General features: G+C 76.4%; 18 protein-coding genes. 5 read left to right on the forward strand and 13 right to left on the reverse strand.

The window, feature by feature from the left end; all coding sequences use genetic code 11:
- Window positions 1-41 precede the first annotated feature (41 nt).
- Entirely contained in the window at window positions 42-521 is a 480-nt protein-coding gene (locus tag FS882_RS10540; protein WP_158372995.1) for a heme-degrading domain-containing protein, read from the forward strand.
- 79 nt (window positions 522-600) lie between these two features.
- Here FS882_RS10540 and FS882_RS10545 read toward each other — a convergent pair whose 3' ends face one another.
- The 7 genes from FS882_RS10545 to rpmB form a co-directional block, all read right to left on the reverse strand.
- On the reverse strand, window positions 601-1248 hold the full coding sequence (locus tag FS882_RS10545; protein ID WP_158372996.1) for an alpha/beta family hydrolase: 648 nt from the start codon (window positions 1246-1248) through the stop codon (window positions 601-603).
- Window positions 1249-1368: 120 nt separating this feature from the next.
- Window positions 1369-1539: a 50S ribosomal protein L32 gene (rpmF, locus tag FS882_RS10550; RefSeq protein ID WP_158372997.1), complete on the reverse strand. Its 171-nt coding sequence runs from the start codon at window positions 1537-1539 to the stop codon at window positions 1369-1371.
- Window positions 1539-1661: a type B 50S ribosomal protein L36 gene (ykgO, locus tag FS882_RS10555; RefSeq protein ID WP_158372998.1), complete on the reverse strand. Its 123-nt coding sequence runs from the start codon at window positions 1659-1661 to the stop codon at window positions 1539-1541. The genes rpmF and ykgO overlap by 1 nt, the downstream gene beginning before the upstream one ends.
- On the reverse strand, window positions 1658-1921 hold the full coding sequence (locus FS882_RS10560) for a type B 50S ribosomal protein L31 (RefSeq protein ID WP_158372999.1): 264 nt from the start codon (window positions 1919-1921) through the stop codon (window positions 1658-1660). Before FS882_RS10560 ends, ykgO begins: the two co-directional genes overlap by 4 nt.
- Window positions 1922-1931: 10 nt before the next feature.
- On the reverse strand, window positions 1932-2237 hold the full coding sequence (gene rpsN / locus FS882_RS10565; protein ID WP_158373000.1) for a 30S ribosomal protein S14: 306 nt from the start codon (window positions 2235-2237) through the stop codon (window positions 1932-1934).
- Window positions 2237-2404, reverse strand: a complete 168-nt coding sequence (rpmG, locus tag FS882_RS10570; RefSeq protein ID WP_158373001.1) for a 50S ribosomal protein L33 — start codon at window positions 2402-2404, stop codon at window positions 2237-2239. The genes rpsN and rpmG overlap by 1 nt, the downstream gene beginning before the upstream one ends.
- The gene (gene rpmB, locus FS882_RS10575) at window positions 2404-2640 is read right to left on the reverse strand and encodes a 50S ribosomal protein L28 (RefSeq protein WP_158373002.1); all 237 of its coding nucleotides are present in this window, start codon (window positions 2638-2640) and stop codon (window positions 2404-2406) included. The genes rpmG and rpmB overlap by 1 nt, the downstream gene beginning before the upstream one ends.
- A gap of 53 nt (window positions 2641-2693) precedes the next feature.
- Between rpmB and FS882_RS10580 the strand changes: the two genes are divergently transcribed.
- On the forward strand, window positions 2694-3800 hold the full coding sequence (locus FS882_RS10580; protein ID WP_158373003.1) for a CobW family GTP-binding protein: 1107 nt from the start codon (window positions 2694-2696) through the stop codon (window positions 3798-3800).
- An 80-nt stretch (window positions 3801-3880) separates the two neighbouring features.
- Complete coding sequence (locus FS882_RS10585) at window positions 3881-4150, forward strand: Rho termination factor N-terminal domain-containing protein (RefSeq protein WP_158373004.1); 270 nt, start codon at window positions 3881-3883, stop codon at window positions 4148-4150.
- 60 nt (window positions 4151-4210) lie between these two features.
- Here FS882_RS10585 and FS882_RS10590 read toward each other — a convergent pair whose 3' ends face one another.
- The 3 genes from FS882_RS10590 to FS882_RS10600 form a co-directional block, all read right to left on the reverse strand.
- Complete coding sequence (locus FS882_RS10590) at window positions 4211-5143, reverse strand: metal ABC transporter substrate-binding protein (protein WP_158373005.1); 933 nt, start codon at window positions 5141-5143, stop codon at window positions 4211-4213.
- Between the two features lie 100 nt (window positions 5144-5243).
- Window positions 5244-6599, reverse strand: a complete 1356-nt coding sequence (aztD, locus tag FS882_RS10595) for a zinc metallochaperone AztD (protein WP_158373006.1) — start codon at window positions 6597-6599, stop codon at window positions 5244-5246.
- A gap of 140 nt (window positions 6600-6739) precedes the next feature.
- Window positions 6740-7750, reverse strand: coding sequence for an aldo/keto reductase (locus FS882_RS10600; RefSeq protein ID WP_158373007.1), 1011 nt, complete (start codon window positions 7748-7750; stop codon window positions 6740-6742).
- Between the two features lie 92 nt (window positions 7751-7842).
- On the opposite strand from FS882_RS10600, the gene FS882_RS10605 reads away from it, so the two are divergent.
- Window positions 7843-8253: a MerR family transcriptional regulator gene (locus FS882_RS10605; protein ID WP_158373008.1), complete on the forward strand. Its 411-nt coding sequence runs from the start codon at window positions 7843-7845 to the stop codon at window positions 8251-8253.
- Window positions 8254-8287: 34 nt separating this feature from the next.
- On the forward strand, window positions 8288-10129 hold the full coding sequence (locus tag FS882_RS10610; RefSeq protein WP_158373009.1) for a cation:proton antiporter: 1842 nt from the start codon (window positions 8288-8290) through the stop codon (window positions 10127-10129).
- Between the two features lie 12 nt (window positions 10130-10141).
- On the opposite strand, the gene FS882_RS10615 is transcribed toward FS882_RS10610, so the two are convergent.
- The 3 genes from FS882_RS10615 to FS882_RS10625 all read right to left on the reverse strand — a co-directional run bounded on the left by FS882_RS10615 (window position 10142) and on the right by FS882_RS10625 (window position 12427).
- The gene (locus FS882_RS10615; protein ID WP_187365251.1) at window positions 10142-10822 is read right to left on the reverse strand and encodes a DUF305 domain-containing protein; all 681 of its coding nucleotides are present in this window, start codon (window positions 10820-10822) and stop codon (window positions 10142-10144) included.
- Entirely contained in the window at window positions 10819-11460 is a 642-nt protein-coding gene (locus FS882_RS10620) for a DUF3105 domain-containing protein (RefSeq protein ID WP_158373010.1), read from the reverse strand. Before FS882_RS10620 ends, FS882_RS10615 begins: the two co-directional genes overlap by 4 nt.
- Before the next feature lie 70 nt (window positions 11461-11530).
- A complete protein-coding gene (locus tag FS882_RS10625) occupies window positions 11531-12427 on the reverse strand; it encodes a putative bifunctional diguanylate cyclase/phosphodiesterase (protein ID WP_187365252.1) in 897 nt (298 codons plus the stop codon).
- Window positions 12428-12490: the final 63 nt, after the last annotated feature.

The following is a 12490-nucleotide window of genomic DNA, read 5'->3' on the forward strand; positions in this document are numbered from 1 at the left end:
CGGGGCCGACCCCGGTCCCGGCGGGTGGCAGGATCGCGGCCATGAGCGACGACACCGAGGTCCGGGCCCTGATCGCCGAGGTCGAGGGGCAGGAGCGCGACCTGCGCTTCGCCACCTTCACCAACGACGACGCGTGGGAGCTCGGCACGCTGCTGGTCCGGCTGGCGACCGAGCGCGGGCTGCCCGTGACGATCGACATCCGGCGCGGCGCGCAGCAGCTGTTCCACGCCGCGCGGCCCGGCACGGTGGCCGACAACGACTCGTGGATCGAGCGCAAGGTCCGGGTGGTCGAGCGGTTCGGCACCTCGTCCTACCTGCAGGGTCTGCGGGCGCGGGCGAAGGGCACCACGTTCGGCGCGGTGCACGAGCTGCCGCTGCAGCAGTACGCGGCGCACGGCGGGGCCTTCCCGGTGCACGTCGAGGGCGTCGGGATCGTGGGTGTGGTGACGGTCTCGGGCCTCCCGCAGGCCGACGACCATGCCCTGGTGACCGAGGCGGTCCGCACCTTCCTCGACGGCTGAGGTCCCCGCGAGGTCGAGCGTTCGCGGCGAGGTCGAGGGTCTCCGCGCGGCATCCGGGCGCGAACCCTCGACCTCGGCGTCAGGGGACCGGGAGGACGGTGGGGAGCCAGGCCGTGACGGCCGCCGCGACCGACCGCGGGTCCTTCTTCAGGGAGTGGTCGCCGGGGACCGCGACGACCGCTCGGGTCGGGGACGGCGGCGGCGTGCCGTAGGGGTCGGTGGTGCCCTGGACCACCAGGACCGGCACGCCCGCGGCGTCGAGCTCGGGCAGCCGGCTCGGCGCGTCCGGCCGGCCGGGGGGCTGCGTCGGGAACGCGAGGCACAGCACCCCGGCGGCGCCGGTGGCGAGCGCCGTGCGGCAGGCGGTGCGGGCGCCCGCGGACCGGCCGCCCGTGACCAGCGGGGCGTCGAGCGCGTGCGCGCGCAGGTGCGCGACGACCGCGGTCCACGCCTCGTCCAGCGCCGGGCCCCGCGGGCCGACCCGCTTGCCGGCGACGCGGTACGGCTGCTCGACGAGCGCGACCGCGAGACCCAGGGCCGTCGCGGCGCCCGTCACCGCCCGCAGGTCGGGCGCGTCGATCCCTCCGCCGGCCCCGTGGCCGAGCACCAGCGCCCCGGGGACGGCCACGCGGCCGTCGGCGCCCGGCGCGACGCCGGCGGGCAGGTGCAGGTGCGCGCGGGCGGGGCCCTGCGGGGACGGGACGTCGAGGACGGCGGCGGCGCTCACGCCCGGCACGCTACCCGCGCGGTGGGCGAGGCGGCCCCGCGAGCTCGCCGGTCGCGCGCGAGCTCGCCGGTTCCGCGGTGCCTCTCGGCGCGGAACCGGCGAACTCGGGCGGGGTGCGCGTCAGCGCGGGTCGATCAGGCCGCGCTCGACGGCGCGGGCGAGGCGGCGGGGGACCTCGACCAGCCGGCCGTCGGGGGTGCGCACGGGGGTCAGCGGGACCGCCGCGGCCTTCCACTGCGACCGGCGGGCGCGGGTGTTGCTGCGGGAGAGCTTCCGCTTCGGGACGGCCATCAGCCCTGCCTCGCCTTCCAGCGCGGGTTCTTCTTGTTGATCACGAAGGTCCTGCCGTGGCGGCGCACCACGATCGAGCCCTCCTTCTTCTTCAGGGACGCGAGCGACGCGCGGACCTTCATCGGGTCTCCTCGGGGGTGGTGAGGCCGTAGCGCTGCCGGAACCTCTCGACGCGGCCGGCGGTGTCGAGCACGCGGGACCTGCCCGTGTAGAACGGGTGCGACGCGGAGGAGACGTCGACGTCGACCACGGGGTACGTCCTCCCGTCCGACCACTCGACGGTCTTCTCGGACGTGATCGTCGACCGGGTCAGGAACGCGAAGTCCGCGCTGATGTCCCGGAACACGACGGGTCGGTACTCGGGGTGGATGCCCTGCTTCATGATGTGCTCCTCACCAGCTCGACTTCGTGACACCGGGCAGCTCGCCGCGGTGGGCCATCTGCCGCATCCGCACGCGGGACAGACCGAACGTCCCGACATAGCCGCGCGGGCGGCCGTCGGCAACGTCGCGGTTGCGCAACCGGGTCGGGCTGGCGTCTCGGGGGAGGGCCTGCAGAGCCGTGCGCGCGGCGACCCGGTCGGCCTCCGGCAGGTGCGGGTCGACGGACGCCGCCTTGAGCTCCCGGCGCCGCTCGGCGTACCGGGCGACGACCGCGCGTCGCTGCTCGTTCCTGGCGATCTTGCTCTTCTTGGCCATCAGCGCTCCTCCGTGAAGTCGACGTGCCGCCGCACCACGGGGTCGTACTTCTTCAGTACGAGGCGGTCGGGGTCGTTGCGGCGGTTCTTGCGGGTGACGTAGGTGAAGCCGGTCCCCGCGGTCGAGCGCAGCTTGATGATCGGGCGGACGTCGGCGGCGCGGGCCATCAGACCTTCTCCCCACGGGCGAGGATCCGGGCGACGACGGCCTCGATGCCGCGCCTGTCGATCGTCGTGATGCCCCGGGCCGAGACGGTCAGCGTCACGTGCCGGCCGAGCGAGGGCACCCAGTAGCGCTTGCGCTGGATGTTCGGGTCGAACCGGCGCTTGGTGCGCCGGTGCGAGTGGGAGATGGAGTGGCCGAACCCGGGCGACGTGCCCAGGACCTGGCAGTGAGCGGACATGCACCCATCATAGGTAATGAGAATCGTTCGCGACAAGCGCTAGTCTGGCAGGCATGTCCCGACGCGATCTCACGCCCCTGCTCGTGCTCGCCACCGTCGACCCGCTGCTGCGCGACGCCGTCGCCTTCGGCGTCGTGGTCGACCGGCCCCGGACCGTCGTGCTGCGCCACGACATCGTCGACGGCCCCGAGGGCGGTGGCATCCGCCGCGTCGTCGCGGACGCGACGGGCGTGCTCGAGGACGTCCTGGTGCCGCTGGAGCACGCGTGCCTGAGCTGCTCCGTGCGCGAGGACGCGGTGCCCACGCTCGAGCGGCTCGGCCGTGACCCGCGGTGGGACGCCGTGCTGCTGGCGCTGCCCGTGTCGGCGGAGTCGCTGCCGGTCACCCGCGCGCTCGGCTGGGCGACGCGGCGCGGCGGCGGCCTGCGCTCGCTGCGGCTCGCCGGCGTGGTCGCGGCGCTCGACCTCGCCACGTTCGCCGACGACCTGCTCGGCGACGACCTGCTGGACGAGCGCGGCCTGGCGCTCACCGAGGACGACGGCCGCGCGGTCGGCGAGGCGCTCGCGGCCCAGGTCGGGCACGCCGACGTCGTGCTGGTCGCGGGCGATCCTGCGGAGCACCCGGTCGCCTCCGACCTGCTCGACCACGTCCGCGCCGCCGACGGCCGGCGCGTCGACGGGGTGTACGCCGCGGACGTCGCGGCGCTGCTCGCGGGGGTGCACGACGTGCGGGCGGGAGAGCGGCGCCTCGACCCGCGGCACGCCGCCCCGGTGCCGGGTGCCCCCACGGCGCGGGGGGTGTGGACGCTCGAGCTGCGCGCCGACCGACCGCTGCACCCTGAGCGCCTGGTGGCCGAGGTCGCCCGGCTCGGGCAGGGCCGGCACCGCAGCCGGGGGCACTTCTGGGTCCCGACGCGGCCCGACTCGGTCTGCGTCTGGGACGGCGCCGGCGGTCAGCTCAGCGTCGGGGCGCTCGGCACCTGGGGCCGGCGGCCGGCGGCCACACGGCTCGTCTTCACCGGCGTCGAGGACGTGCGGGCCGACCTGCTCGCGGCGTTCGACGACGTGCTGCTGACGGCGGACGAGCACGCGCGGGGGCTGCACCCGTGGCTCGGCGCGGAGGACGTGCTGGCGCCCTGGCTCGGCGACCGCGCGGCCTGACCGGGGCCTGCGGATGCGGGCGGCGCGGCCTGGGGGCATCGTCGGGAGGACCGGACGTCGTCCACACCGAGGAGGTCGCCATGCCGCGCCGTGACCCGGGCCCGAGCGTCAAGGACAAGGGGCTCTACGAGGAGCTCCGCGACGAGGGCAACAGCAAGGAGAAGTCGGCCCGCATCGCCAACGCCGCGGCGGCGCGCGGGCGGTCGTCGGTCGGGAAGAAGGGCGGCGAGTCCGGTTCCTACGAGGACTGGACCGTCGAGGACCTGCGCAAGCGGGCGGCGGAGATCGGCATCGAGGGCCGGTCGTCCATGAAGAAGGCCGACCTGGTCGAGGCGCTGCGCTCGCACTGAGCCGGGCGCGCGGACGGCGCCGCACCCCCGGCGGGTCCGGCGCCGTCGTCGCGCCCGCGGTCACGCCCCGCAGGTGAGCCCGGCGGTCAGCGCGGCGAGGTTGTCCCGCATGACGCCGAGGTAGTCGCGCTCGTCGCCCTCGGCGAGCCCCTCCAGGGGGTCGAGGACGGCCGTGGCCACGCCGAGGTCGTCGGCGAGCGTCCGCGTGACCTTGGGGCTGGTCAGCGTCTCGAAGAACAGGGTGCGGACGCGCTCCGCCTCGACGGTGGCGGCGACGTCGCGCAGCCGCGCGGGCGACGGCTCGACCTCGGGGTCGATGCCGCTCAGGCCCACCTGGTGCAGCCCGTACCGCTGGGCGAGGTAGCCGAAGGCCTCGTGCGAGGCGACCAGCGTCGCGCCCCGGCAGGCCGCGAGCCCGGCCTCGAGGTCCGCGTCCAGCGCGTCGAGGTCGGCGACCAGGTCGTCCGCCGCGGCGGCGAAGTCGTCGGCGTGCTCGGGGTCGATCTCCGCGAGCGCGTCCCCGACCTGGTGCGCGACGTCCGCGAGCCGGGTCGGGTCCAGCCAGAAGTGCGGGTCCAGGCTGCCACCGCCGCCGGGCTCGACGCCGTCCGGCCCGACCTCCAGCGCCGCGGCCTCGGCGGCGTCGACCACGTGGGCGGGCGACGTGGCGGCGACGGCGGCGTCCGTCGCGGCCTGGAACCCGGACAGGTAGACGACGAGGTCCGCGTCGCCGACCCGGGAGACGGCGCTCGGCGACAGCTCGAGGTCGTGCGACTCGCCGCCGGGCGGGGTCAGCGAGGTGACGGCGACGTGCTCGCCGCCGACCCGCTCGGCGACGAACTGCAGCGGGTAGAACGCCGCCACGACGTCGTGCGGGGTGTCGCCGTCCTCACCGGCGGGGGAGCACGCCGCGAGCGCGGCACCGGCGAGGCCGAGCGCGAGGGCGGAGGCGACGGTGCGGGTGGTGCGGGGCGTGGGGGTGGTGCGGGGCACGGGGGTCCTTCCGGGTCGGGATGCGCGAGGGTGGAGCGCCCTGCCCGGCACGCGCGGTGTGCCCGGGCGGGACGCTCCACCCGAGGAGGTGGGGCGGGGGTCAGCCCTCGGCGCCCTCGTCCTCGTGCGCGTGCTCGTCCTCGTGCGCGTGGTCGGCGTGGTCGCCCTCGGCGTGGTCGTGCCCGCCGTGCTCCGCGGCGGCGCCGGAGACGCCCGCGACCTCGTTCGGCGTCACCTCGAGGTCGGCGCTCAGCCAGACCTCGCCGGTCTCGATGTCGACGGCGTGCACGGAGTTCGTGGCCGGGTCGGTGATGTACGCGGAGCCGTCCAGGACGGTGATCGCCGGGCGCGGCTCCTGCCACTCCTCCGGCTCCTCCCAGGCGTCGATCACCGGGACGGACCGCACGACGGTGCCGGACTCCGGGTCGATGACGTGCAGGGCGCCGTCGGTGCCGAGCACCAGGGCCTCGCCGGCGTCGCCGCGGGCGAGCGAGCGGAACGTGTAGGAGGCCGGCAGGTCGACCAGGCGGATCGAGGCGTCGCGGGTGTCGATCAGGGAGACCCGGGTCGGGCGCTCCAGGTCGGCGTCCGGGTCGGACTTGTAGTCGCCCAGCACGTACGGCGAGGCCTCGGACCCGGCCTGGTTGCCGATCCGGCCGTAGGCGTCGGGGGCGGTGACCTTGGTCAGCGCGCCGCCGGCCCAGACGACGGCGCCGTCCTCGCAGCCGATGACCACGGCCTCGTCGGCGGCGACGGCCTCGCCGTGCACGCCGGGGCAGGTGTCGATCGCGGCGATCTCGGCGTCGTCCGCGTCGAGGACCCGCACGCCGGTGCGCTCGTCCTCCGTGCCGTCGGAGACGACGAGGGTGCCGTCCGTGAGCTCGACCGCGACGCCGTGGTGCGCGGACGGGGTGGTGTGGTCGCGGGTCTCGGCGTCCGGGTCGGCCAGGGCGTCGGAGTCGACGACGGTGACCTGGCCCGTGCCGTCGTCGAACAGCGCGGTGCGCCCCTCGTGCCGGACGGCGTGGCCCGGCGTCTCGGCCGGCCACAGCACGTCGGTCAGCACCGGGTCGGCCGTGTACGAGTGCGTGTGGTCGCCGTGCGGCTGCGTCCAGGTGCCGGCGTCGAGCACCTGGAAGCCGCCGGTGGTGGAGACGAGCACGTGCCGGTTGTCGCCGGCCGGGTTCAGGCGGTTGAAGCCGGCCAGCTCGATGTCGGAGACGACCGCGAGCGTGTCGGCGTCCAGCACCTGGATGCCGCCGTCGTAGGTGAGGGCGAGGCGCGGCTTCGCGGTGGCGACCTCGGTGGCGGCCGGGGCGGCGGACGTCTCCTCGGCGGCGGCGGACGGCTCCGCCGCGGCGTCGCCGGACTGGCCGCACGCGGCGAGCAGCGCCGCGGTCACGCCGAGGCCGAGCGCGCCGGCGAGGCGGGGGCGGGTACGGGTCGAAAGGGTCATGTGGGGGGCCGGCGGCCGGGGGGCCCGTGCGGGCGCACGGGTGCCCTCGCCGCCGTCTCCTCTCCGGTCGCGGGTCGGATGATCAGCGCCGTCACGCTAACACAACTGATACTCACTCTCATTACGGGGGGCGCACCGGCTCACCACGCCGCGTCGAGGCGCTCCCGGGCCGCTGCGGGGAGCACCAGCCGCACCCCGGCCATCGCCGTCGCGAGCTGCTCGGGGCTGCTCACCCCGACCACGGGCGACACCCGCGGGCTGCCGCCGGCCAGCCACGCGAGCACCACCTCGCTCCGGCTGACGCCCAGCTCGGCCGCCACGTCCGCCAGGACGGCCAGCCGCCGCGCGGTCCCGGGGTGGTCGAACCCCGCGGGCACCGGCCGGTCGGCCCGCTCGTAGGCGCCCGACATCAGCGGGCTGTACGCCCACAGCCCGACGGCGGGGTCCGCCTCGGCGTAGTCGAGCACCTCGTCGGTGATCCAGCCGAACCGGTGGTCGTGCTCGTGGTCCCGGACCATCGGCCGCGGCTGCAGGTAGGAGTACCGGAGCTGCAGCGCGGTGGGCGCCGCCAGCCCCCGCGCCCGGGCGGTGCCGGCCGCACGCTCCACCCGCCACAGCGCGGTGTTGGAGAAGCCCCAGGCGCCGACCACCCCGTCGTCGACCAGCCGGGCGAAGCCGTCGACGATCTCGCGCAGGGGCGTCGAGCGGTCGTCCCGGTGCGCCCAGAACAGGTCGATGCGGTCGATCCCCATCCGGTCCAGGCTCTGCCGCGCCACCGACCGCACGACCTCGGCGCCCAGGCCCGTCGTGCGCTCGGGGAACGAGCCCGGCCACAGCGGCTCGCAGCCGACCTTGGTCGCGATCCGCACCCGGTCCCGCATCCCGGGGCGGGCGGCGAGCCAGCGCCCCAGCACGGGCTCGCTCTGGCCGCCGCGGCCGGAGTCGTCGGCCCAGAACGCGTAGCAGTCGGCGGTGTCGATCCACACGCCGCCCGCCTCGACGTACGCGTCGAGCAGGTCGAACGACTCCGCGTCGTCGTGCCGGGTGCCGAACAGCATGGCGCCCAGGGCGACGGGCGGGGCTGCGGCCACGCGCTCGTCGGCGGGTACGGGTGCGGTGGTCTGCCCGGTCGCGGGCGTGGTCGTCGTCATGCCGGCCAGCGTCGCGGCTGGAGCGCGCTCCAGCGCAAGTCCTGTCGCCGGACCGCTCCCGTCCGCGCCCGGCCCGCGCCACACTGGCGGCCATGACCACCTACGCCCCGGCCGACGCCGCCCGGCGCTCCGGCTTCAGCCTCGACACGCTGCGCTACTACGAGAAGATCGGCCTGGTCCGCGACGTCCGGCGGGACGCCGCGGGCCGCCGGCTCTACGACGACGCGGACCTGGACTGGCTCGGCGTGCTGCGCTGCCTGCGGGACACCGGCATGCCGATCGCCGCGATGCGCCGGTACGCAGGGCTGGCGCTGGCCACCGGCCCGCAGGCCGACGCGACCGTGCCGGAGCGGCTGGCGCTGCTCGAGGCCCACGCCGAGCACGTAGCCTCGACCCTCGAGCGGCTGCTGCACCAGCAGGAGCACCTCGCGGAGAAGATCGAGTACTACCGCGGCCTCGTGCGCGCGGCCCCGGCCCCGGCGGCCGCGCGGTCCGCCGGCTGAGCCGCGGCGGGCGCACCACGGAGGGGCCACGCGCATGGACCTGCTGCTGATCGGGGTGATCGGCGCCGTGGCGGTGGTGACCGTCACCGCCCTCGCCCCGCGGGTGGGGGTGTCGGCGCCGCTGCTGCTCGTGGCGCTCGGCGTCGCCATCAGCCTGGTCCCGGCGGTCCCGGCGGTGGAGATCGAGCCGGAGTGGATCCTCGGGATCGTCCTGCCCCCGCTGCTCTACGCGACCTCGGTGTCGGTGCCGACGATGGACTTCCGGCGCGACCTCACCGCCATCAGCGGCCTGTCGGTGCTGCTCGTCGTCGCGACGTCCGTGGTGCTCGGCGTGATCTTCTCCTGGCTCATCCCCGACGTGACGCTGGCGACCGGGATCGCGCTGGGCGCCGTCCTCAGCCCGACCGACGCGGTGGCGACGTCGATCGTCCGGAAGTCGGGGGTGAGCCCGCGCATCGTCACGGTCCTGGAGGGCGAGAGCCTGCTCAACGACGCCTCGGCGCTGGTGCTGCTGCGCTCCGCCGTGGTGGCGACCGCGGCGTCCGTCACGCTGTGGGAGGTGGCGACCGACTTCGCCTACGCGGTGGTCGTGGCGGTCGCGATCGGCGGTCTGGTCGGCAAGGTCAGCCTGTGGGTCCGGACCCGGATGGCGGACCCGCACCTGACGACCGCGGTGTCGTTCATCGTGCCGTTCGTCGCCTACATCCCGGCCGAGCACCTGAACGCGTCCGGCCTGGTCGCCACGGTGAGCGCCGGGCTGGTCGCCGGGGCGGGCAGCGTGCGGCTGAGGCCGCAGGACCGGATCGCTGAGGCGGCCAACTGGCGCACCCTGGAGCTGCTGCTCGAGGGCGCGGTGTTCCTGGTCATGGGGCTCGAGCTGTACGGCCTGGTCGAGGAGGTCCGCGCGGACCACGGGCACCTGTGGGCGGCGGTCGGCCTCGGGGCGCTCTCGGCCGCCGTCGTCCTGGTGGTCCGCACCGGGTACGTCGCCTACCTGCTGTCCCGGCTGTCCCGGCGTGCGCGGCGGGGGGTCACGGTGCGCGGCTACCTCACGGCGCTGAACGAGCGCCCGGAGCGGCTGGCGACGCTCACCCGGGAGGACCTGGCCGAGCACCGGCTCCCGGGAGCGCCGCCGGCGGGGGCGGCCCCGCGGGCGACCACCGCCCCGGTCGACGCCGCGAAGGTCCGGCGCGTGCTGGGCCGGCGCCGGCCGCGTCTCGGCCGGGACGACGCCCCGGAGAGCCGGGGCGTGCGGCTCCGCTACCGGATCACCCGCCGGATCGCCGACATCGACTACCTGCAGGCCGAGCACCTCGGCCCGCGCGAGGGCGCGATCCTCGTCTGGGCCGGCATGCGCGGCGTCGTGACGCTGGCCGCCGCGCAGTCGCTGCCGCGGGACACCCCGCACCGCGCGCTGCTGGTGCTGGTCGCGTTCATCGTCGCCGCGGGGACGCTCCTGGTGCAGGGCGGGACGCTCGGCTGGCTGGTGCGCCGGCTCGGGCTGGGCCGCGACGGCGCCGACGACCGCGCCGAGGTGGACCGGCTTGCGGGGGAGATGACCGCCGCCGCGGCCGCGCTGCTGGGTGACCCCGACCTGCGCCGGCCCGACGGCACCCCGTACGACCCGGCCGTGCTCGAGAAGGCCCGGCGCATCGCCGAGCGGCAGGGCGGGGAGCTGGACGAGGACGAGGACGCCCAGGACCGCGCCTCCGCCGCGGCGCAGGTCCGCGAGCTGCGGCTGGCGGTGCTGGACGCCCAGCGGGAGGCGCTGCTGAAGGTCCGCGACCTGGGCACGGCCAGCTCCGGCGCGCTGACGGAGGCGCTGCGGGTGCTGGACGCGGACCAGATCAGCCTGGAGCTGCGCGAGCGGGACTAGCGCACGGCGGCGTCAGCCGACCGGGCCGCCCCGCGCGTCCAGCATGTCCTGCAGGGCGGTCAGCTCGCGCTCCTGGGACGTGACGATGTTCCGGGCCAGGGCCACCACCTGCGGGCGCTGCGCGTGCTCGACGGCGTACTCGGCCATCTCCACGCCGCCCTGGTGGTGCGGGATCATCAGCTGCAGGAACAGCCGGTCCGCCTCCACGCCGGTGGCCGCGGTCAGCCGGGCGAGGTCCGCGCGCGACACCCAGCCGGGCATCGCGGCGTAGCCATCGGCCGCCGCCGCGCCGTGCCCGTGCTCCGAGCCCGTCATCCACGCCATCGGCGGATCCGACGCCGCCGCGGGGAGCCCCCAGGTCGACAGCCAGCCGGCCATCTGCCCGATCTGGTTCTGCTGGGTGAGCAGGATGTCGAGCGCGACCGTCCGCACCTCCTCGTCGGTGCTCCGGTCCCGGACGAGCACCGCGAGGTCGACGGCCTGCGCGTGGTGCGCCTGCATGTCCCGGGCGAACCCGGCGTCGACCGAGCCCTCCGGCGCGGCGGTCAGCGCCGGCTGGCGCGCGAGCAGCGCGCCGGCCAGGGCGCCGAGCACCAGCGCGGCGAGGGCCACGACGACGAGCACGGCGCGCCCGTGGCCCCGCCCGGCGGGGGCGGGCGCCACGGCCGCGTCGTCGAGGACGGCGGAGGTCACGCGGGCGTGCCCACGCCGCTCGAGCAGGGCGCGCCGACCTCGGCGAGCTCCGGGTTGAGCAGGTACTTCTGGATGAACACCGGCAACCGCTCGTCGTCGACGGAGTCGACCTTCAGCTGGTAGCCCCAGGCGCTGATCGCCACGGGGGAGTCGAGGCCCTCGTAGGGGGAGACGAGCACGTACGACTGGCCGGCCGCGTACGCCTGCAGCGTCGCGACGTCCTCGGCGGGCAGCGACGGGTCGTAGGTGATCCAGACCGCGCCGTGCTCGAGCGAGTGCACGGCGTTCTCGTCCGGCACCGGCTCGGTGTACACGCCGCAGTTCAGCCACGCGGCGTTGTGGTCGCCGCCGGCGGGCGGGGACTGCGGGTAGTCGACGGCGGTCGTCACGTGGTTGAACGTGAGGCCGTCGAACGACTCGACGCCGTCGATGTCGGCGTCCGCCTGGGCCTGCACGGCGGCCTTGTCGCGGCCGGCGTCGACGATCACCCAGGCGCTCACGCCGACGAGGGCGAGCACCAGGACGCCGGCGATCGAGCCGATCCAGACGGCGCGGCCGCGCTCCTTCTTGCGCTGCTCGGCTCGGACGGCGGCCAGGCGGGCCTGGCGCTCGGCCGCGGTGGGACGGCGGTCGGGCATGGGGTACTCCTCGGGTCGGTCGGCGCGGCCCGGGGGCCGGTCGGTCCGGCGAGAATACTTGAAGGATCTACTAATTGACAGGCGCGGGCGCGGCCAGGCGGTCGTCGAAGGCCGCCGCCGGGCCCGGGCGGCCGAGCGCCCAGCCCTGCGCGGCGTCGCACCCGAGCCCGCGCAGCAGCGCCAGCGTCCGGTCGTCCTCCACGCCCTCCGCGACCACGTACATGCCGAGCGCGTGGCCGAGGTCCACGGTCGACCGCAGGATCTCCGCGCACACCCGGTCGTCGGCCGCCGGCGCCACGAACGCCCGGTCGACCTTGAGCACCGTGAACGGCAGCCGGCGCAGGTAGTCGAGCGAGCCGTAGCCCACCCCGTAGTCGTCCACCGCGAGCCGCACCCCGAGGTCCGCGAGCGCCCGCAGGGTCCGCCCGGCCTGCGCGGCGTCCCGCATCGCCATCGTCTCGGTGACCTCCAGCCCGAGCGCGTCGGGCGGCAGCCCGTGCCGGTCGAGCGCCGCCGCCACGTCGGCGACCAGCCGCGGGTCGTCCAGATCGTGCGCCGACACGTTGACCGACACCCCGAACGTGGCCGGGCCGCGCGCCCGCCACCGCGCGCACTGCGCCAGGGCGACGTCCAGCACGTGCAGCGTGACCGGGCGGATCAGGCCGGTGCGCTCGGCGGCGGGTACGAACGCGTCCGGGCCGAGCAGGCCGTGCTCCGGGTGCTGCCAGCGCACCAGGGCCTCCGCGCCCTCGACGCGGCCCGCGGCGACGGACACGAACGGCTGGAAGTGCACCACGAGCTCCCCGGCGGCCACCGCGGCGGGCAGCCGCTGCAGCAGGTCCGCCTCGCGCGGCCCGCCCGCCGCGCCGGGGCCCCGCGAGGTCGGCACCGCGGGCGCCTCCGCGTCGACGGCGACCCGGTCGTCCCGGCGGCGCGCGGTGGCGAGCGCGCCGTCGGCCCGGGCCACGAGCACGTCGGGGGGGGGGGGGGGGCCGGGGGGGGGCCCCCCCCCCCCCCCCCCGGCCCGCGC

This window comes from Cellulosimicrobium cellulans, from assembly GCF_007679345.1.
GTDB lineage: Bacteria > Actinomycetota > Actinomycetes > Actinomycetales > Cellulomonadaceae > Cellulomonas > Cellulomonas cellulans_A.

What these genes read in the sequence shown, in the direction of transcription:
- FS882_RS10540 (WP_158372995.1), top strand. Translation starts at nt 42, where the DNA reads ATGAGCGACGACACCGAGGTCCGGGCCCTGATCGCCGAGGTCGAGGGG.
- rpmF (WP_158372997.1), bottom strand. Translation starts at nt 1,539, where the DNA reads ATGGCCGTCCCGAAGCGGAAGCTCTCCCGCAGCAACACCCGCGCCCGC.
- ykgO (WP_158372998.1), bottom strand. Translation starts at nt 1,661, where the DNA reads ATGAAGGTCCGCGCGTCGCTCGCGTCCCTGAAGAAGAAGGAGGGCTCG.
- FS882_RS10560 (WP_158372999.1), bottom strand. Translation starts at nt 1,921, where the DNA reads ATGAAGCAGGGCATCCACCCCGAGTACCGACCCGTCGTGTTCCGGGAC.
- rpsN (WP_158373000.1), bottom strand. Translation starts at nt 2,237, where the DNA reads ATGGCCAAGAAGAGCAAGATCGCCAGGAACGAGCAGCGACGCGCGGTC.
- rpmG (WP_158373001.1), bottom strand. Translation starts at nt 2,404, where the DNA reads ATGGCCCGCGCCGCCGACGTCCGCCCGATCATCAAGCTGCGCTCGACC.
- rpmB (WP_158373002.1), bottom strand. Translation starts at nt 2,640, where the DNA reads ATGTCCGCTCACTGCCAGGTCCTGGGCACGTCGCCCGGGTTCGGCCAC.
- FS882_RS10580 (WP_158373003.1), top strand. Translation starts at nt 2,694, where the DNA reads ATGTCCCGACGCGATCTCACGCCCCTGCTCGTGCTCGCCACCGTCGAC.
- FS882_RS10585 (WP_158373004.1), top strand. Translation starts at nt 3,881, where the DNA reads ATGCCGCGCCGTGACCCGGGCCCGAGCGTCAAGGACAAGGGGCTCTAC.
- aztD (WP_158373006.1), bottom strand. Translation starts at nt 6,599, where the DNA reads ATGACCCTTTCGACCCGTACCCGCCCCCGCCTCGCCGGCGCGCTCGGC.
- FS882_RS10600 (WP_158373007.1), bottom strand. Translation starts at nt 7,750, where the DNA reads ATGACGACGACCACGCCCGCGACCGGGCAGACCACCGCACCCGTACCC.
- FS882_RS10605 (WP_158373008.1), top strand. Translation starts at nt 7,843, where the DNA reads ATGACCACCTACGCCCCGGCCGACGCCGCCCGGCGCTCCGGCTTCAGC.
- FS882_RS10610 (WP_158373009.1), top strand. Translation starts at nt 8,288, where the DNA reads ATGGACCTGCTGCTGATCGGGGTGATCGGCGCCGTGGCGGTGGTGACC.
- FS882_RS10620 (WP_158373010.1), bottom strand. Translation starts at nt 11,460, where the DNA reads ATGCCCGACCGCCGTCCCACCGCGGCCGAGCGCCAGGCCCGCCTGGCC.